The following is a 17,853-nucleotide window of genomic DNA, read 5'->3' on the forward strand; positions in this document are numbered from 1 at the left end:
TGGCTCTCCCACGAGCGTTACCCCGTCCTCCTCTTCTGGCTCCTCGTCGCGATCACCGTCCTCCTCGGCATCTCCCCCCACGACCGCGCCGACTGGCTGCTCGAGAATGCGCTGCTCTTCCTCGGCGTCGCCTTCCTGATCGCGACCCGGCGCAAGCTGCCGCTGTCGCGCGTCTCCTACACGCTGATCTTCCTCTTCATGTGCCTGCACTCGATCGGCGCGCACTACACGTACTCGCTGGTGCCGTACGACGCCTGGTTCGAGGCGCTCACGGGGCGCACGCTGTCGAGCCTCACCGGCGCGACGCGCAATCACTACGACCGGCTGGTGCACTTCGCGTACGGGCTGCTGCTCGCGTATCCGATCCGCGAGATCTTCCTGCGCGTCGCCGACGTGCGCGGCTTCTGGGGCTACTACCTGCCGCTCGACGTGACGATGGCGACGTCGATGCTCTACGAGCTGATCGAGTGGGGCGCGGCCGAGGTGCTGGGCGGCGAGCTCGGCACCGCCTACCTCGGCACGCAGGGCGATCCGTGGGACGCGCAGAAGGACATGGCGCTCGCGACGCTCGGCGCGATCATCGCGATGCTCGTCACCGCGGCGCTCAACTGGCGCTACCAGCGCGACTTCGCACGCGAGTGGGCGGACAGCCTGCGCGTCAAGCACAGCCGGCCGCTCGGCGAGGACGAGCTGCTGCGGCTGATCCACGAGGCGGCGGCGAGCGGCAGCGCGGCGGCGGCCTCGGCGGAGCAGGCGTTCGACGCGACGCGGAGACGCGCTCCACGATCGTGACCCGGCCCGGCTGGCGACGACGCGGCGTGCGTGCCACTTATCGCAGCAAGCCGGCGTCCGCCGGCCAATCCATCGCCGAGGAACGAAGCTGAAGGAGCCCATCCGCATTCAGGGCGCCCGCACGCACAACCTGAAGAACGTGACGTGCGAGGTGCCGCCGTGCGCGTTGACCGTGATCACCGGCGTGTCCGGCTCGGGCAAGTCGAGCCTGCTGTTCGACACGCTCTACGCCGAGGGGCAGCGCCGCTTCGTGCAGTCGATGTCGACCTACACGCGGCTCTTCCTCGAGCGCATGGAGCGCCCCGACGTCGACTTCATCAGCAACATCCCGCCCGCGGTCGCGCTCGTGCAGAAGAACACGATCCGCAACGCGCGCTCGACCGTCGGCACGATCACCGAGATCAACGACCACCTGCGGCTCCTGTGGACGCACGTCGGCGAGGCGACCTGTCCGACCTGCGGCGACCGCGTGCGGCGCGACGACCCGGACAGCGCGATGCGCGAGATCGCCGCACTCCCCGAGGGCGCGACCGTGCTCGTGATCGCGCCGATCGACGTGAGCGGGCTGCCGCTCGGCGACGTCGTCACGGGGCTCGTGCGCGACGGCTACCGGCGGCTGTGGCTCGAAGGCGCGATGCTGCGGCTCGACGAGGTCGAGACCGAGGAGCTGGCGCGCCGCCTCGGCGCCGTGCCCGCAGCGCGTGTCGCAGCCGCCACGCGCGCCGCGGACCCCACGCCCAAGGCCCGCGCACGGATCCCACGTCGCGACGCCGCGCGCGCGAAGGACGCCGCGCGCTCCGCCCGCAGCAAGCGCTCCTCCGACGACACCGACGCAGCGACCCGTGCCGACGGCGCCGCGCTCGTTGCCGAGGGCGGCCTGATCTACGCCCCCGCGGGCGCCGTGCTGCCGGTGGTGGTCGACCGTCTGGTCGTCGGCACGGCCAATAGCGCGCGGCAGCGCGACTGCCTCGAGCGCGCCTTCTCGCTGTCGCGTGGACGCGTGCGTCTGGTCGTGCAGCCGCCGCGCGACGACGCACGCGGGGCCGGACGCGACGACGCGTCCGCGACCGGGCGTGACGACGGGGGTTCGGCAGGGCGCGAGCGCGTCCTCGAGCTCGACCGCCGCTTCTCGTGTCGCGGCTGCGGTCGCGAGCTACCCGAGCCGACGCCACAGCTCTTCTCCTTCAACAGCCCGCTCGGCGCGTGCCCGTCCTGCGAGGGCTTCGGCCGCGTCACCGGCCTCGACCTCGACAAGGTCATCCCCGACCCGCGTCTCTCGCTCGCGGACGGGGCCGTGCTGCCGTTCACCATGCCGGCGAGCATCGAGATGCAGGAGTGGATGCTGCGCGCCGCGAAGCGGCACGGCGTGCGCACCGACGTGCCGTACGGCGAGCTGAGCGACACCGAGCGCGAGTTCGTGCTCGACGGCGAGCCGCGCGACGCGGCGGGCGGCAGGCGCGGCACGGAGCGTTTTCCCGGCGTGCGCGGCTTCTTCCGGTGGCTCGAGCGCAAGCGCTACAAGGCGCACGTCCGCATCCTGATCGCGCGCTTCCGCGGCTTCACGCCGTGCGAGGCGTGCGGCGGAAAGCGGCTACGCCCCGAGGCGCTCGCGGTGCGGGTCGGCGGGCTCGACATCGCGGAGCTCACCGAGCTGCCGATCGGCGAGGCGCTCGCCTGGATCGAGAAGCTGTCGCTCGACGTGCCGAAGCAGGCGCGGGTCGCGACGCTGCTCTCCGAGATCCGCTCGCGCCTCGGCTACCTGGTCGCGGTCGGTCTCGATTACTTGACGCTCGCGCGTCAAGCACGGACGCTGTCCGGCGGCGAGGCGCAGCGCATCCACCTGGCGAGCGCGCTCGGCGCGAAGCTCACCGACACGCTGTACTGCCTCGACGAGCCCACCGTCGGCCTGCACGCGCGCGACTCCGAGCGCCTGCTCGGCGTGCTGCGCCAGCTCACGGCCGCGGGCAACACGGTCGTGCTGGTCGAGCACGATCCGGTGGTGATCCAGGGCGCGGACCACGTCATCGACCTGGGACCCGGCGGCGGCTCGCGCGGCGGCCGCGTCGTCTACGCGGGTCCGCCGGGCGGCATGCCGCAGGACGAGTCGGCGACCGCGCGTCTGCTCGCCGCGCGCGCGGACAGCATCGAGCGCGCGGAAAACGTGCGCCTGCCGCTGCCGAAGCTGCGCAGCACGAAGGCCGCCGCGCGCGAGCGCATCGACGGCTGCACGGTGCACGGCGCGCGCGAGAACAACCTCAAGAACATCACCGTGACCTTCCCCTACGGGCGGCTCACCTGCGTCACCGGCGTGTCGGGCTCGGGCAAGTCGACGCTCGTCGAGCAGGTGCTGTACGGCAACTGGTGCCGCATGCAGGGGCAGGGCGTCGAGGCGGGCGCCTGCGACGGGCTCACGGGCTTCGACGCCTTCGACGAGGTCGTGCTGATGACGCAGGCGCCGGTCGGACGCTCGACGCGCTCGAACGCCGCGACGTACTTGAAGGCGTACGACGAGATCCGCCGCGTCTTCGCCGCGACGCCGGACGCGCGCGCGGCCGGCGTGCCGGCCGGACACTTCTCGTTCAACGCCCCGGGCGGCCGCTGCGAGGAGTGCTGCGGCATGGGCACGGTCACGATCGAGATGCACTTCATGGCCGACGTCACCGTGCCGTGCGACGCCTGCGGCGGCGCGCGCTTCAGGCCGCACGTGCTCGCGATCCGCTACCGCGGCAAGACGATCGGCGACGTGCTCGCGATGACCATCGACGAGGCGCACGACTTCTTCGCGGATCAGCCGCGGATTCAGGCGCGGCTCGCGGCGCTGCGCGCGGTCGGGCTCGGATACTTGACGCTCGGCCAGCCGACCTCGACGCTGTCCGGCGGCGAGGCGCAGCGCTTGAAGCTCGCGAGCTACACCGGCGACGGCGGGACGAGCGACGGGCGGCGCCTGCTGCTCTTCGACGAGCCGACGACGGGCCTGCACCTCGCCGACGTCGCGCGCCTGATCGAGGTGATGCGCGGCATGGTGCGGCGCGGCGCGACGATCATCGTCGTCGAGCACAACCTCGACTTCATCGCCGCGGCCGACCTGGTCGTCGACCTCGGCCCCGAGGGCGGCGAGCGCGGCGGCGAGGTGGTCGCCCTCGGCACGCCGGCGGAGCTCGCACGCCGCGGCGGCACGCCGACCGCGGACGCGCTGCGCGCGCTGCTCGCGGGCGGGGCGCCGCGGGAGCCGCGCGAGCTGCGCGCCCGCGCGCGGGGGACGGCGTAGCGCTTCGCGCGGCGCCGCTGCGGCCGGCAGAAGCGGCTTCATCACCCGCAACGACGGCCTCGCGGAGCGCAGCGCACGGCGACGTCCGCGCGCCGCGCCACCGACGTCAAGCAACGCCGCGCCACCGGCGTCAAGCAATGCCGCGCCGCCGTCGTCAAGCAACGCCGCGCGTGCCGCGCTCCTCGCTGCCGAACAGCTCGGCGATCTTCTTCTGCCGGTACGCGAAGATCCGCTCGAGGTCGCGGCGCACGAAGCGTCCGCCGATCGCCTCGCCGAGCACGCCGAGCGGCAGCTCGTAGCGGATGCGGTCGCGCAGCAGCGTGCCGCCGCGCACGGGCTCGAGCTCGTGCACGTGGAGCCAGCTCCGGTACGGGCCGCGCACCTGGCGGTCGGAGAAGCGGCGCGGCGGATCCCAGTCCTCGATCACGCTCTCCCAGCTCACGCCGAGCCCGTGCAGCGACATCCGGTAGCGGATGCGCGTGCCACGCTGCACCGGCTCGGGGCCGATCTCGAGGATTTCGAGCTTGACGAAGTCCGGCGTGATCTTCTCGAGGTTGCGCGCGTCGCAGAAGAACGGGAACACCTCGTCGGGCGTCCGCGGCACCCACTGCTCCAGGACGAGCTCCTGCGCCGAGTCGCGAAGCAGCTCGGCGAGCGCCGGAGCGAGCGTCGGCCAGCAGAACGCGTAGCCGAGCTCCTGCGCGCGCCGCGGCACGACGCGCTGGCTCTCGAACAGCACGCTCGCCATCTCGCCGAGCGCGAGCTCGAGCGCGAGCTTCGGCGCGGGCAGCAGCGTCGGACGCCCGAGCGCGCGGCCGAGCTCGCGCGTCAGCTCCGCGTTGGTCACCGGGTTGGGCGCGACGGCGTTCAGGACGCCCGAGACGTTCGGGTTCTCGAGCGCGAACTGCAGCAGCCCGACCATGTCGTCGAGGTGGATCCAGCTCATCCACTGCTTGCCGCTGCCGAGGCGGCCGCCGAGTCCGGCGCGGAACGGCGGCAGCATCGCCTGCAGCGCGCCGCCGTTGCGGCCGAGCACGACGCCGATCCGCACCGAGACGACGCGCACACCGAGCGGCTCGGCGCGCCGCACCTCCGCCTCCCACGCGACGCAGACCTCGGCGAGAAAGCCCGTGCCCGGCGGCGACGACTCGTCCAGCACCTCGTCGCCGCGGTCGCCGTAGAAGCCGATCGCCGACGCGGCAACCAGCGCCTGCGGTCGCTCGCCCTCGGGCAGGGCGGCGATCGCGTCGACGATCGCGCGCGAGCTCGCGACGCGCGACTCGCGGATCTCGCGCTTGCGCGCCTCGGTCCAGCGTCCGCTCGCGACGCTCTCGCCGGCGAGGTGCACGATGGCGTCGACGCCGCGCAGCCGGGCGGGGTCGATGGGCTTGCGCGGATCGACCTCGGCGACCTCGCACAGCGCCGGCAAACGGCCCTTCGCGCGTGTGGCGCTACGGCTCCACGCCGTCACCTCGTGCCCGCTCGCGAGCAGCCGCGAGACGAGCTCGCGTCCGATGAAGCCGGTGGCCCCGGTCACGACGATCTTCATCCGTCACCCCCGCGTGACGGCCCGGCCGGTTCGCGACCGGCAGGACGCGCACGTTTCCCTCACACTACGCCGGCGGGAGGGCCGTCACACGCCCGCCGGAGAGGGCGGGCGCTACGGAACGTAGACCTGCTCGAGGCGGACGTCGGTGTAGCGCAGGATCTCGTCGAGCGTCTCGAGCTTGTAGGGCTTCTCGTAGAAGATCGTCTTGATGCCGGTGTTCACCAGCGTCTTCAGGCAGTGGAAGCACGGCGAGTGCGTGATGTAGATCGACGCGTCCTGGATCGCGGCGCCGTTGCGCGCCGCCTGCGCGATCGCGTTGATCTCGGCGTGGATCGTGCGCCAGCAGTTCTCCTCGAACTCGCCGCTCGGCGTCTGTGACCGGTAGATCAGGCAGCCGACGTCGAGGCAGTGCGGCAGCCCCGACGGCGCTCCGTTGTAGCCGGTCGCGAGGATGCTCTTGTCGCGCACGATCACCGCGCCGACCTTGGCGCGCAGGCAGGTCGAGCGCTCCGCCACCGTGCGCGTGATGGTCAGGAAGTACTGGTCCCAGCTGAGACGGTCCGACACGGGAGGCGAGATATGGACCGGCTCCTTCGGCGTCAAGCCGGGTGCGCGAGGATCGCGGCGCGCGACGGCGCCTCGCCCGCGCGGATGTCCATCAGAGTACCGTCGTCCTCGAAGCGGCGGCGGCGCGGACGGTCGTCGTCGAAGAACGGGACGCGCGGCGCCTCGCGGCGGAACTGAACGGGCTCCGGCGGCGTCTCCACCGACAGCGGCACCGGCATGAACGTCAAGATGAAGATGCCGATCGTCGCCCAGGCGGCGAGCTTGCGGAACGGGTCGAGCGGCGTGTCGCGGTCGGCGGTGTCGGGGTGGTCGACGCGCAGCACGAAGCCGAGCAGCAGCGCCCACACGAACCAGCCCTGCCAGCCGAAGAAGCCCATCGCGAGCACGACGATGAAGAACAGCCGCGCGATCGTCCGGTGCCCGCGGCCGAACAGCGCGTACACCACGTGCCCGCCGTCGAGCTGTCCGACGGGGAGCAGGTTCAGGAAGGTGACGAAGATGCCGAACCAGCCGGCGAGCGCGACCGGGTGCAGCAGAATGGTCGCGTCGTCCGGGTGGATGCCGAGCACCCACTTGGTCAGCGTCGAGAACAGCAGCGAGTTGCCGAGCACCAGGTCGCCCGTGACCGGCGCCTGGAGCGGGTACACCTCCGACCAGCGCAGGCCCAGCACGACCGCCGGCACCGCGACGAACATCCCGGCCCACGGTCCGGCGGCGCCGACGTCGAACAGCGCGCGGCGATTGCGCGGCATCCCGTGCATGCGGATGAACGCGCCGAACGTGCCGACGAGGAAGGGCGGTCCCGGGATGAAGTACGGCAGCGTCGCCGGCACGCGGTGGAAGGCGGCGAAGCTGTAGTGCCCGAGCTCGTGGCACAGCAGGATCAGCATCAGCGTCGTCGAGAAGGGCAGCCCCTCGATGAGCCCGAGCGGGCTGCTGAACGGATCGACGCCCGCGTTGAGCGCGCCCGCCATGGTGGTCGTCAGGAACGTCAGGACGAACAGGACGACGTGCACCGTGGTCGAGCTACCGAAGCGTCGCTGCACGATCGGCTGCGGCGCCGTCGGCACGCCGTAGGTCGGGTAGGGCGGGTAGGTCGGGTAGCTACGGGGGAGCTCGAAGCGGCGCTCGTCCATCTCGGCCACGGGATCACCTTACCGGCAAGCGGGTGCTCACGAAACCGCGCGCTCGTCGCGTACGCCGGCGACGCTCAGCGCCGGCGCGGGCTCCGCGCGCGGTCGGCGCTCGAGCCGCTTGAGCTTTGCTTGACGCTCGCGCCGAGCGCCGCGATGCGCTCGAGCACGGCACCCGCGAGGAGCGGGAAGAGCAGCTCGTGGTGCCCGGTGATGTGGAGGCCGCGTCCGCCGCTCGCCGTGGGTCGCGACACGACGTTCACGCCCGGGCGATAGTGGCGCAGGAAGTCGAGGTCGATCGTCACCAGCGGGCGCACCTTGTGGCCGAGGTTGCGCGCCAGGTTGAGCGCCTTGACGAACACCTCGGGCAGGAGCACCGCGGAGCCGAGGTTGACGTAGACGCCGCGCGACAGCCCCGCGACGACCTCCGCCAGGCGATGGAAGTCGCGCATGCTGGCAGCGCCGATCGCGCCGCCGTCGGCGCTCGGGTGCATGTGGATGATGTCGGTGCCGATCGCGACGTGCACGGTGACCGGGATGCCGAGCCGCGCGCCGGCCGCCGTGATGCTCAGGTGACGGTGCTGGTAGCGGCTGCGCGCGATGTGCCGCCCGACCGCCTCGCCGATGCCGAGACCTTTGGCGGCGCCTTCCTTGATGACGCGGTTCAGGATGGCGCCGGTCTCGCGCGCCATGCCGAAGCGGCCGCGCTCGAGCCCCGGCCCGACGTCCTCCGACGTCCGACCCGCGACCGCGAGCTCGAAGTCGTGAATGATCCCCGCGCCGTTCAGCGCGACCGAGGTGAGGACGCCGCGCTCCATCAGGTCGACGATCAGCGGCGACAGCCCGACCTTGATCGGGTGCGCGCCCATGCCGAGCGCGACGCCGCGCCCGGCGAGGCGCGCGCGCGCGATGGTCTCGGCGGCGAAGCGCAGATCGGCCGCGGCGAGGATGTTCGGCAGGCGCTCGAGCCACTGCGCGAAGGTCAGCCCGGGCTCGAGCGGGCCGCCGATCTCGTGCGCCGCGACCTTGCTCGCGCGGCGCGCGAGCGGGTAGGTGCGCGCGCGGCGGACGTCGAGCTTGGGACGCGGTGGTGCGGGTAGCGTCGGCGTCGCGCCGGTCGTGGCTCGCGTGGTGGACGTGGGCCGCGTGGCGCTCGAGCTGGTCGGGATCCGTGCAGCCTTCATGGTGCTCGTCCTTGCGGCGCTCCCGGCGCTCCCGGCGCTCGTGGTGCCCGCGCTGCTCGCGTCGTTCGTCGCGCTCGCGGTCCGGCGTCGCGCTGCGACGCCGCGCGCGTCGCGGCCGCGTGCCTCGTCCGCGCCGTTGCCGGCTCCGGACGCCGTCCGCACCGAACGCCGCTGCCTGCGCCGCTGCCCCGGAACCCCCACCACCATGAGCTCCGCCGGCGAGCCGTCACGCTCGAGCGCCGGCCTGCGCGTCCGGCTCAAATCTCGCCGCCCTTGCGGTAGCCCTCGGGAAAGAGCTGCCGGTCGACGAGGTCGCACAGGACGTGCAACGCCACGATGTGCGTCTCCTGGACGCGCGCGGTCTCGCGCGTCGCCGAGACGTTGAGCAGGAAGTCGACCTGGTCGCGCATCTTGCCGCCGTCGCCGCCCGTCAGGCCGACGACGAACAGCCCGACGCGGCCGCAGGCCTCGATCGCGCGCAGGACGTTCGGCGAGTTGCCGCTGGTCGAGATCGCGATCGCGACGTCGCCCGCGGAGCCCAGCGCCTCGATCTGCTTCGCGAAGACGTGCTCGAAGCCGTAGTCGTTGCCGATCGAGGTCAGGGCCGAGGTGTCGGTGGTCAGCGCGATCGCGGGCAGCGGGCGGCGCTCGACCATGAAGCGGTTCACGAACTCGGCGGCGACGTGCTGCGCGTCGGCGGCGCTGCCGCCGTTGCCGAACAGCAGGATCTTGTGACCTTGCTGCAAGGCCTCGGCCATCAGCCTCGCGACGCGCTCGAGCGTCTCGCCGTGCTCGACGACGAAGCGCTCCTTCGCGTTGATCGAGGCGGCAAAAGCCCGCCGGATCACGTCCTGCATCCGGGCGATGATACGCTCCGGCTTCGCCGCGCGCCACAGAGCGTGCCATGGCGGGTCGAGCGGGCGCGCTCGCGGGGCCGCCGCGCTTCGTGGCGTTCGCTCGAGCGCGGCGGCGGGGCGGCGACGGCGCGCGGTCGGATCGGCGTCGCTGATCCGCGGCGACGGCGCCGTGCATGGCTGGCCGCCGACGTCGCGACGCATCTGGAGGGTTTGCTGACAGCGGTTGTCGTGCGTCCGCTCCCTGGACAGCCGTTGTCCAAGATTTTTGTCTATACTTCTTTACGTCCGTCAGCCAAAAATGTACGGGAGCATTTCCTCGGTGCGCCTTCTTTTCGTCATCTCCCTCTTGGTCATCGCAGCGACGTCGGCCAACGCGGAGGTCCCGCAATCGGATGCGGACCTCGCCGTCTCGCGGCTCGGCGTGGAGAACTGCGAGTACGTCCAGACCGGCGCCGGCGGGCTGGTCTCCTGCCGGCAGCCGAACGGTCCGCAGGCGTTCCTCGGCGGGACGTTCATCGCCGGCGGAGCGATCCCGCCGTACAGCGTCGTCAAGCTGAAGGACGGCGTGCCGGAGCAGGTGGTCGAGGCGCCGCCCGGCGAGGCGCACGTCCTGGGCTGCGCGCAGAGCTCGTCGACCATCTCCGAGGGCGACCCGGTCTTCGTGGTGATCGCCGGCGAGGCGCTGTGCGACAACGAGCTCGGCGGTCCGGGCGACCTCGCCGTGATGTCGAGCGACGCGGACGGCGCCGGCACGCTGAAGTCCCTCGACCCGAAGGTCGCAAGGGCGACCGCGAGCAACCCCGTCCTCGGCGTCCGGCTCGACGGCGGGCCCTCGCCGGGCCTCTTCTGGCTCTTCGGCAGCAAGGTCTACCGGCCGACGACGATCCTCGCGTCGTCCTATGCCGCAGCGCTCTCCGAGAGCGAGCGCTTCTTCCCGCTCTCGGGCGTCACGACGGTCGCCACCCTGAGCCGCGATGTCGCGAGTTTGGTGCTCGGCGCGGGCGCCGTCGGACAGGTGAGGTGCACGCTGGCGACGAGCCCGCCGAGCCCGCTCACGATCCGGCTCTACCGCGACACGTCGCTCGCCTCCTCGTGCACGATCGGCACCGCGGACACGTCGTGCGCGATGGCGGGCGTCGATCACGCATCGGAGCCCCTGAGCCGCTGGGCGCTCTCGGCGCAGCTCGCGAAGGGCAGCGACGACGGCGGCCTGTCGTGCACCGCCCCCTTCACGCCGGCGCTATGAGAGCGGTTCTGAGCGTCCTTGCTTGCGTCATGCTGCTGTGCGCGACGTCGGCGCACGGCAGGACGTCCGTCGAGCGCAGGACGATCTGCACGATCGGCGACTCGCTGAACCTCGCGAGCACGACCAACTGGAGCACGCTCGGTCTGTCGCCCTTTCGCACCGCGCACGCGATAGAGATGCTGCTCCGCGCGACCTCGCCGCACCACCCGTGGCACCGCGCGCGCGTGATCGATCTGTCGGTCCCGGGCACCGGTCCGTCGGACTGGCTCGGTCCCATCGAGCCCGAGCGCTGCAGGGTGCAGGCGAGGTACTACCCGCACGCGCGCGCGGCGTGCGCGAGTGGCGCCGGGATGGTCGACCACATCCCGGTCGGCGTGTGCGACATCTTCCTGGTGATGGGCGACGGCAGCGAGCTGGCGCTCCCCGGCGTGACGGCCGAGGGCACGGTCGACCGCATCGAGGAGCTGGTCGCGGAGCTCGACGAGATCGATGCCGGGCACGGCGTCCTGCTGTCGACGCCGCCGCTCGCGAGGAGCCTCGACGGAGAGCCGATCAACACGGCGCTCTTCGACCGCGTGCGCGCGGAGATGCTCGCGCGCGGCATCGTCAACGGCCCCGACTGGGCGAACCGCTTCCACGTCGGCTTCGATCAGCTGCACTTCCGCGACGTGTCGATTCTCGCGATGGCCGACGCGTGGGTGCGCGCGCTGCCGTGACCACGCGCGGCGTCGTCGCCTGACCGGCGTTGTCTGACCGCCGCGCGCGGCGTAGGGAAGACCCCGCACGAGGAGGCGCGCGATGGTGAGCTACGAGAGCTTGAACTCGCTCCGCGTGAAGGTCGAGCGCGGTGTCGCATGGGTGACGATCGACCACCCACCGATCAACCTCTTCGACCTGCCGCTGTTTCTCGAGCTGTCGCAGCTCGTGCCGCTGCTCGAGCAGGACCCCGAGGTCCGCGTCATCGTCTTCCAGAGCGCGGATCCGGACTTCTTCATCGCGCACGCCGACGTGAATTGGATCTTGACGCTGCCCGAGGCGAAGCCGCCGAAGCTGACGCAGATCGGACCGTTCGTCGCGCTGCTCGAGCGTCTGCGGCGGATGCCGAAGGTGTCGATCGGCGCGATCGCGGGCATCGCGCGCGGCGGCGGCTCGGAGTTCCTGCTGTCGCTCGACATGCGGTTCGCGGCGCGCGGCAAGACGCGTCTCGCGCAGCCGGAGGTCGCGCTCGGCATCATCCCGGGCGGCGGCGGCACGCAGCGGCTCGCGCACCTCGTCGGGCGGGCGCGGGCGCTCGAGATCGTCCTCGGCTGCGGCGACGTCGACGCGGACGAGGCCGCGGCGATGGGCTACGTCAACCGCGCGCTCGACGCCGAGGAGCTGATGCCGTTCGTGCGCGCGCTCGCCGAGCGCATCGCCGGCATGCCGGCGGAGGCGATCCGGCTCGCGAAGGAAGCGGTCGACGCCGCGTTGCCGTCGCAGGAGCCGGGTCTGCTGGTCGAGGGCGATCTGTTCAACGAGTCGGTCGCGCTCCCCGAAGCGCGCCAGCGCATGCGCGACTTCCTCGCGCTCGGCGGGCAGACGCGCGAGGTCGAGCGCGAGCTCGGCGGGCTGCTGCGCGACCTCGGCAAGGGCGGCGCGTAGCGCGCGGCCGTCGCGGACGCGTCGAACGAGGTCGCGGCTAGAGCCCCTCGCAGCGCGCGCAGGAGACCAGGCCGCAGCGCGGTCCGGAGGCGTCGAAGCTCGCGCAGCCGAACTCCTCGGCGAGCTTCGCGCAGGTGTCGGGCGACGCGTTGATGCTGATGAAGCCGGCGCAGTCGTCGCCGCTGCCGCAGGAGACGGCGACGAGCGCCAGCAGCGTCGCGGCGGCTGCGAAGATCGCGCGTGAGCGGGTCATGCGTGGTCGCTAGACGAGCGCCGGGGTCTTGTCGAGGGCGTGCGGCGCTTGCGTCCTCCGAGCGCGGCACCGTAGAGCGAGCGAGGTGGCGGATCGCACTCGATCGGATGGCGCGCTCTGGCGACGCGCGGCGAGCATCGTCTGGCTCCTGCTCGCAGCGCTCGTGAGCGTCTCGTGCAGCGACCGCAGCAGCGCGACCGGCTCCGCGTCGCCGCCCAACGTGCTCTTCGTCTTCGCCGACGACCTCGGCTGGGGCGACCTCGGCAGCTACGGCAACCCCGACGCCTCGACGCCGCACCTCGACCGCATGGCGCAGGAGGGCGTGCGCGCGACGCAGTTCTACGCCGCGTCGTCGGTCTGCACGCCGTCGCGCGCGGCGCTGCTCACCGGTCGCTACTCGGTGCGCATGAGCAACCGGGATCCGCGCGGCGTCTACTTCCCCGACAGCACGGGCGGGCTCGATCCCGAGGAGGTCACGATCGCCGAGCTCCTGCGCGAGCGCGGATACTTGACGGCGCTGATCGGCAAGTGGCACCTCGGCCACCTGCCCGAGTACCTGCCGAACCGGCACGGCTTCGAGGTCTTCTTCGGCTTGCCGTACTCGAACGACATGGACGAGCCGCAGTACCCCGGCGAGCCGGCACCGGAGCGTCCGTGCAGCAGCCTGTTCGCGGACTGCCGTCCCGGCGTGCCGCTCATGCGCGACGGCGACGTGCTCGAGATGCCGGCGATCCAGGAGACGCTCACGCGTCGCTACACCGACGAAGCCGTCGCGGTGATGCGGCGCGCGGTCGACGAGGGCAGGCCGTTCTTCGTCTACTACGCGCACCATGCGCCGCACGTGCCGCTCTACGCCGCGGACGAGTTCCGCGGCACGACGCGCGGCGGGCTCTACACCGACGTCCTCGCCGAGCTCGACGCGAGCGTCGGCGAGCTGCTGCGCGAGATCCAGGCGCTCGGCATCGACGACCGGACGCTCGTGGTCTTCACCAGCGACAACGGTCCATGGCTGCTCTGGCAGACCGACGCGCCGCAGCCGCAGGGCGGGCGCGACTCCGGCAGCGCGGGACATCTGCGCGAGGGCAAGGGCACGACGTTCGAGGGCGGCCTGCGCGTGCCGATGATCGCGCGCTGGCCAGGACGGATCCCGGCCGCGCGCGTGATCGACGAGCCCGCGACGATGCTCGACTGGCTGCCGACGCTCGCGCGCCTCGCCGGCGCGCCGCTGCCCGCCGGCGTCGAGCTCGACGGCAAGGACATCGGCGCGCTGCTCGACGGCAGCGGCGAGCGCGACCCCGACGGTCCCTTCCGCTTCCTCTACTGGAAGCAGGATTCGAGCGGGCTCGCCGGCTATCGCGAAGGGCGCTTCAAGCTCAAGCTCGCGGTCGAGGGCGGTGAGGCGCCGTACGCGCGCTACGACCACGGCGACCTGCTGTTCGACCTCGAGGCGGATCCCGGCGAGCAGCACGACCTCGCCGCGGCGATGCCGGAGAAGGTGGAGGAGCTGCGCGCGCGGATGATGGAGCTCGCGGCGGAGGTCGACGTCGCGCCCGCTGCGGCGCCGCTGCGGCATTGATCGGCGGCGTGGCGTGCCGCTGACGGCTGCTCGCTGCGCCGCGGACGGCTCGGTCACGCGCTGCGCCGCGACGGCTCGGTCACGCGCTGCTCCGCTGACGCCGCTGACGGCGTTGCTGAACAGCTCGCTGCGCCGCCGACCGACGCGCGTCAGCCGAGCTCGATCGCGAGCGCGTGCGCCGGCTGCGCGTCAAGCACAGCGGGCAGCTCGATCACCAGGTCCGCGCCGTCGCGCCGCCAGGTGAGCGGCTCGCCGTCGTCGCGCGTGCCAGCGTCGGCGCCGTCGCCGCGCGCGAAGCGCACTGCGGCAGGCGTCGGCGCGAAGTCGCGCAGCGTGACGCTGGTCCCGGCCGGCGTGCCGAGGAGCGTCGCGTAGACGACGGAGCCGTCGCGGCTCTGCGTGAAGCGCGCGTCGATGCCCTGCTCGGTCTCGCCGCGGAAGCGCGTCCACGGCCGCGTCGCGAAGATCGCCTCGCCGTAGCGCTCGAGCCAGGCGCCGAGCGCGCGCAGGATGCGGACCTGCGGCGCGGGGATCGTGCCGTCGGCCATCGGCCCGACGTTGAGCAGCAGGTTGCCGTTCTTGCTGACGGTGTCGATCAGCAGGTGCACGTACTTCTCGGGAGTGCCGTAGTCCTCTTCGCGCTGGTTCGCGTTCCAGCCGAACGCGCGGCCGATGCCGCGCACGGCTTCCCACTTGTCGGGCGAGATCTCGTCGCGCACGTCGTACTCGACGCTGCGGAAGTCGGCGGGCGGCAGGCTCGGGTCGAGCCCCCAGCGGTCGTTCACCACGCCGTCGGGCACCGCCGCGTAGTAGTCGGCGAAAAGGCGAGCTTCGTCGGTGAGCACCGGCGAGCCGATGTCGTTCCACAGGACGGCCGGCTGGTAGCGCGCGATCAGGTCGCGGTACTGGTCCTCGACGTAGCGCGCGTAGTCCGCGTCGGTCGGCGTGGAGAGCAGGAACTCGACCGCGTTCTGGATCGGCGGCGGCGAGAAGCTCCAGTCGATGCCGCCCGAGTAGTAGACGCCGAAGCGCTGGCAGCGCTCGCGGACCGCGTCGGCGAGCTCACCCGCGTAGTCGCGGCTCGAGCTCCAGCCCGGTCGGCGCGGGTTGGCGACGGAGGTCGGCCACAGCGCGTAGCCGTCGTGGTGCTTGCTGACGAAGACGACGTAGCGCGCGCGTGCGCGCGCGAAGAGATCGGCCCAGTCGTCCGCCTGCCAGGGCGCGGACGCTTCCTCGAAGAGCGGCGCGAAGCCCGTGTACGGGAAGTCCGCGCCGTAGGTCGCGTGGTGGAACGCCTGCGTCGCCGTGCCGTCGATGGCGAGCGAGTTCTCGTACCACTCGGTGTACGGGTTGTGGCGCAGGAAGCGCTCGATGCCGCCCGGCGCGAGCAGGTAGTCCGGGTCGTTCGGGTCCGCGACGCGCTCCGGGTCGAGCGTGGTCTCGGCGAAGCCCGGGATGGTCCAGACGCCCCAGTGGATCATGATCCCGAGCTTGGCGTCGTCGTACCAGGCGGGGAGGGGGCGCGTGCTGGCGAGGGCGTCCGAGGTTGTCGCGGATGCGGCGCTTGCGGCGCGCGCGGGTTGGTCGGCGGTTGCGGTCGCCGCCGTGCAGAGCGTCGGCGCGTCGACGTCGACGCCCGCGGACGGCGCGTCGCTGCAGGCGGTCAGGAGCGCGGCCAGGATGAAGGGATTCAGCGCGGCCGCGGCGAGCGCGGGTCGCACGGGGAGGGCGCGTGGGCGGGAGCCGAACATAGGCCGCCCAGGGTAGACCGGGAACGGTGCGGCGCGCGAGCCGCATTGGCGCCGTGACGCGGGGCGGTGCCGCGGCGATGCGTTGACCGAGCCGAGGGCGCTCGGTACCTTTTCCGGCAACGCGGGCGTAATTCAGCGGTAGAATGCCAGCTTCCCAAGCTGGACGTCGCCGGTTCGATCCCGGTCGCCCGCTCTGAGCGAAAGCCCCGGCACCCCCGGGGCTTTCGTCGTCTGGGCGAGTTGCGCCGCGGTTGGCGGTTGCAGGCGGCGCTGCACCCCGTGCCGTGTGCACACGAGCCGAGCGCGCTGCAGAGCGTTTTATTGGCTTGACGCGCGCCTTGGCTCCCGCAGGCCGTTGACCGAGCCTCCAACCTCGGTACCGTGAAGCCATGGACCTCGCGCTCGAGGAGAAGATCGACCAGGCGATCGCCGAGTCGTTCCCCGCGAGCGATCCCCCGTACTGGACGCTCGGCGTCGCGCAGCCAGCTCGAGCGGAGGTGGCTGCTGGCGAGGCGCGCTGGCGCGAGGTCGAGACGGAGGGGTTGCCGCCGCCGGGCACCGACGTGCTGGTCTGGTCGCCCGTCGAGGCCAGGCTGACCATCGCGCGGCCGAGCACGGCTACGAGCGCGGAGGGCGGGGCAGGGCGCGTGTGGCTCGACCAGCGCTCCGTCGCGGTGCGCGGCGTCACGCACTGGCGGCCGCTCCCCGACCCGCCGCGCGTCTGAGCGCGGGGCGCGTCTGCTGCAGCGCGGCGGAGCGCGGCGGAGCGCGACGTGCGCTCGGCGGCGCGTGCGCGGTTCGCCGCGGCCGTGATTTTCTCTCGCCCGCGCGCGGCCGAAGCTGCTAGGACGAGGGACCGTGCGCGAGGCCAGAACTGCAAGCGGGCCCGGAGCACGGGCAGAGGCGTCCCGCGGCGCGGTGAGTCAGCAGCCGGGCTGGCTTCAGGTGCGCCGCCGCATCGCGCGCACGATGGCGATCACCGCGTTCGGGCTCGTCGCGCTCGTCGCGCTGATCGCGACCGGCCACGTCGATGCCAAGGGCGTCGCGATCCTCGTCCTGTTCTTCGTTCCCACGATCGTCGGCATCGAGGTCGGCTACCACCGCCTGCTCTCGCACGGCGCGTTCTCGGCGCGCCCTGCGGCGCGCGCTGCGTTCGCGGTGCTCGGCGCGATGGCGATGCAGGGACCGCCGTCGTTCTGGATCACGACGCACCGTCGTCATCATCGCTTCGCCGACGAAGCGAAGGATCCACATGCCCCGAGCGAGCCCATGTCCCCGCTGCGCCGCTTCTGGCACCTGCACGTCGGCTGGCACTTCGATCGCGACGCCGTGATGATCCACGGGCTCGACTTCCTCCGCTACGCGCGCGACCTCGCGCGCGACCCCGTGATCCAGCGCGTCGAGGCGCTCTACCCCCTGATCGTTGCCGCCGGCTTCGTCCTGCCCACGATCATCGGGGCGCTCGCCTACGGCACCGTGCAGGGCGCCGTGCTCGGCTTCCTCTGGGGCGGCCCGATCCGCATCTTCGCCGTCAATCAAGTCGTCTGGGGCACGAACTCGGTGTGCCACACGTTCGGCGCTCGGCCGTTCGAGAGCGGCGACCGCAGCACGAACGTCTGGTGGATCGCGCTGCTCTCGTTCGGGGCGGGATGGCACAACGCGCATCACGCGTTCCCGGGGTCGGCGCGTGATGGGTTCGGGTGGCGCGAGCCGGACTTCGGGTACTTGCTCGTGCGCGGGCTCGAGAGGCTGGGGTTGGTGTACGACGTGCACGTGCCGAACCCGGAGGCGATTCGCGCGCGGCGGCGGTAGGTAGAGGGCGGCTGATTCCGACCTTAGTATCGCCGTGGCGGCGGCGACGTGCGCCGTCACGCGCCGTGTGAGCTGTACGACGTCGACGGGGTCTACGGCGGCAGCAAGGCGTTCCAGGAGGTGGCGTTCTCGTGGGCTGAGACGGGCAGTGGCGCTGCTGGGAGAAACATCCACGGGGAGCCTGGAGCCAGGGGACGCTCGGCGGCCACCACTCGAGGATTGGG

General features: G+C 72.3%; 15 protein-coding genes and 1 tRNA gene. 9 read left to right on the forward strand and 7 right to left on the reverse strand.

Annotated elements, in window-relative coordinates; translation table 11 throughout:
• Nucleotides 1–51: 51 nt before the first annotated feature.
• Nucleotides 52–792 carry a DUF2238 domain-containing protein gene (locus tag VIS07_07800; protein HEY8515401.1) on the forward strand — a complete coding sequence of 247 codons (741 nt, stop codon included), beginning with the start codon at nt 52–54 and terminating at the stop codon, nt 790–792.
• 172 nt (nt 793–964) lie between these two features.
• A complete protein-coding gene (gene uvrA / locus VIS07_07805; GenBank protein HEY8515402.1) occupies nt 965–4,060 on the forward strand; it encodes an excinuclease ABC subunit UvrA in 3,096 nt (1,031 codons plus the stop codon).
• A 154-nt stretch (nt 4,061–4,214) separates the two neighbouring features.
• On the opposite strand, the gene VIS07_07810 is transcribed toward uvrA, so the two are convergent.
• From VIS07_07810 to VIS07_07830, 5 genes are all read right to left on the reverse strand, one after another.
• The gene (locus VIS07_07810; GenBank protein HEY8515403.1) at nt 4,215–5,609 is read right to left on the reverse strand and encodes a TIGR01777 family oxidoreductase; all 1,395 of its coding nucleotides are present in this window, start codon (nt 5,607–5,609) and stop codon (nt 4,215–4,217) included.
• A 111-nt stretch (nt 5,610–5,720) separates the two neighbouring features.
• On the reverse strand, nt 5,721–6,176 hold the full coding sequence (locus tag VIS07_07815; protein HEY8515404.1) for a dCMP deaminase family protein: 456 nt from the start codon (nt 6,174–6,176) through the stop codon (nt 5,721–5,723).
• Nucleotides 6,177–6,208: 32 nt separating this feature from the next.
• Nucleotides 6,209–7,312: a site-2 protease family protein gene (locus tag VIS07_07820; GenBank protein HEY8515405.1), complete on the reverse strand. Its 1,104-nt coding sequence runs from the start codon at nt 7,310–7,312 to the stop codon at nt 6,209–6,211.
• A gap of 74 nt (nt 7,313–7,386) precedes the next feature.
• Nucleotides 7,387–8,493, reverse strand: coding sequence for a hypothetical protein (locus tag VIS07_07825; protein ID HEY8515406.1), 1,107 nt, complete (start codon nt 8,491–8,493; stop codon nt 7,387–7,389).
• 257 nt (nt 8,494–8,750) lie between these two features.
• Nucleotides 8,751–9,350 (reverse strand): D-sedoheptulose 7-phosphate isomerase, encoded by a 600-nt coding sequence (locus VIS07_07830; protein ID HEY8515407.1) that lies wholly within the window; start codon nt 9,348–9,350, stop codon nt 8,751–8,753.
• A gap of 319 nt (nt 9,351–9,669) precedes the next feature.
• Here VIS07_07830 and VIS07_07835 point away from each other — a divergent pair, with 319 nt between their 5' ends.
• From VIS07_07835 to VIS07_07845, 3 genes are all read left to right on the forward strand, one after another.
• Entirely contained in the window at nt 9,670–10,596 is a 927-nt protein-coding gene (locus VIS07_07835; protein HEY8515408.1) for a hypothetical protein, read from the forward strand.
• A complete protein-coding gene (locus VIS07_07840) occupies nt 10,593–11,312 on the forward strand; it encodes a hypothetical protein (protein ID HEY8515409.1) in 720 nt (239 codons plus the stop codon). The genes VIS07_07835 and VIS07_07840 overlap by 4 nt, the downstream gene beginning before the upstream one ends.
• An 82-nt stretch (nt 11,313–11,394) precedes the next feature.
• Entirely contained in the window at nt 11,395–12,237 is an 843-nt protein-coding gene (locus VIS07_07845; GenBank protein ID HEY8515410.1) for an enoyl-CoA hydratase/isomerase family protein, read from the forward strand.
• A 37-nt stretch (nt 12,238–12,274) separates the two neighbouring features.
• On the opposite strand, the gene VIS07_07850 is transcribed toward VIS07_07845, so the two are convergent.
• Nucleotides 12,275–12,490 carry a hypothetical protein gene (locus tag VIS07_07850; protein HEY8515411.1) on the reverse strand — a complete coding sequence of 72 codons (216 nt, stop codon included), beginning with the start codon at nt 12,488–12,490 and terminating at the stop codon, nt 12,275–12,277.
• 85 nt (nt 12,491–12,575) lie between these two features.
• Between VIS07_07850 and VIS07_07855 the strand changes: the two genes are divergently transcribed.
• Nucleotides 12,576–14,066 (forward strand): sulfatase-like hydrolase/transferase, encoded by a 1,491-nt coding sequence (locus tag VIS07_07855; protein HEY8515412.1) that lies wholly within the window; start codon nt 12,576–12,578, stop codon nt 14,064–14,066.
• A gap of 149 nt (nt 14,067–14,215) precedes the next feature.
• Here the strand turns inward: VIS07_07855 and VIS07_07860 are convergent, their stop codons facing one another.
• Entirely contained in the window at nt 14,216–15,787 is a 1,572-nt protein-coding gene (locus VIS07_07860; GenBank protein ID HEY8515413.1) for an alpha-L-fucosidase, read from the reverse strand.
• Between the two features lie 151 nt (nt 15,788–15,938).
• Between VIS07_07860 and VIS07_07865 the strand changes: the two genes are divergently transcribed.
• From VIS07_07865 to VIS07_07875, 3 genes are all read left to right on the forward strand, one after another.
• Nucleotides 15,939–16,010, forward strand: a tRNA-Gly gene (locus tag VIS07_07865).
• Between the two features lie 196 nt (nt 16,011–16,206).
• The gene (locus tag VIS07_07870) at nt 16,207–16,542 is read left to right on the forward strand and encodes a DUF551 domain-containing protein (GenBank protein HEY8515414.1); all 336 of its coding nucleotides are present in this window, start codon (nt 16,207–16,209) and stop codon (nt 16,540–16,542) included.
• 193 nt (nt 16,543–16,735) lie between these two features.
• Nucleotides 16,736–17,629: a fatty acid desaturase gene (locus tag VIS07_07875; GenBank protein HEY8515415.1), complete on the forward strand. Its 894-nt coding sequence runs from the start codon at nt 16,736–16,738 to the stop codon at nt 17,627–17,629.
• Nucleotides 17,630–17,853: the final 224 nt, after the last annotated feature.

Source organism: Candidatus Binatia bacterium, from assembly GCA_036563615.1.
Classification (GTDB): domain Bacteria; phylum Desulfobacterota; class Binatia; order UBA12015; family UBA12015; genus DATCMB01.

Bases quoted from the DNA above. Each gene is read 5' to 3' on its own strand.
- VIS07_07810 (HEY8515403.1), bottom strand. From the start codon at position 5,609: ATGAAGATCGTCGTGACCGGGGCCACCGGCTTCATCGGACGCGAGCTC.
- VIS07_07820 (HEY8515405.1), bottom strand. From the start codon at position 7,312: ATGGACGAGCGCCGCTTCGAGCTCCCCCGTAGCTACCCGACCTACCCG.
- VIS07_07825 (HEY8515406.1), bottom strand. From the start codon at position 8,493: ATGAAGGCTGCACGGATCCCGACCAGCTCGAGCGCCACGCGGCCCACG.
- VIS07_07830 (HEY8515407.1), bottom strand. From the start codon at position 9,350: ATGCAGGACGTGATCCGGCGGGCTTTTGCCGCCTCGATCAACGCGAAG.
- VIS07_07840 (HEY8515409.1), top strand. From the start codon at position 10,593: ATGAGAGCGGTTCTGAGCGTCCTTGCTTGCGTCATGCTGCTGTGCGCG.
- VIS07_07845 (HEY8515410.1), top strand. From the start codon at position 11,395: ATGGTGAGCTACGAGAGCTTGAACTCGCTCCGCGTGAAGGTCGAGCGC.
- VIS07_07850 (HEY8515411.1), bottom strand. From the start codon at position 12,490: ATGACCCGCTCACGCGCGATCTTCGCAGCCGCCGCGACGCTGCTGGCG.
- VIS07_07870 (HEY8515414.1), top strand. From the start codon at position 16,207: ATGGACCTCGCGCTCGAGGAGAAGATCGACCAGGCGATCGCCGAGTCG.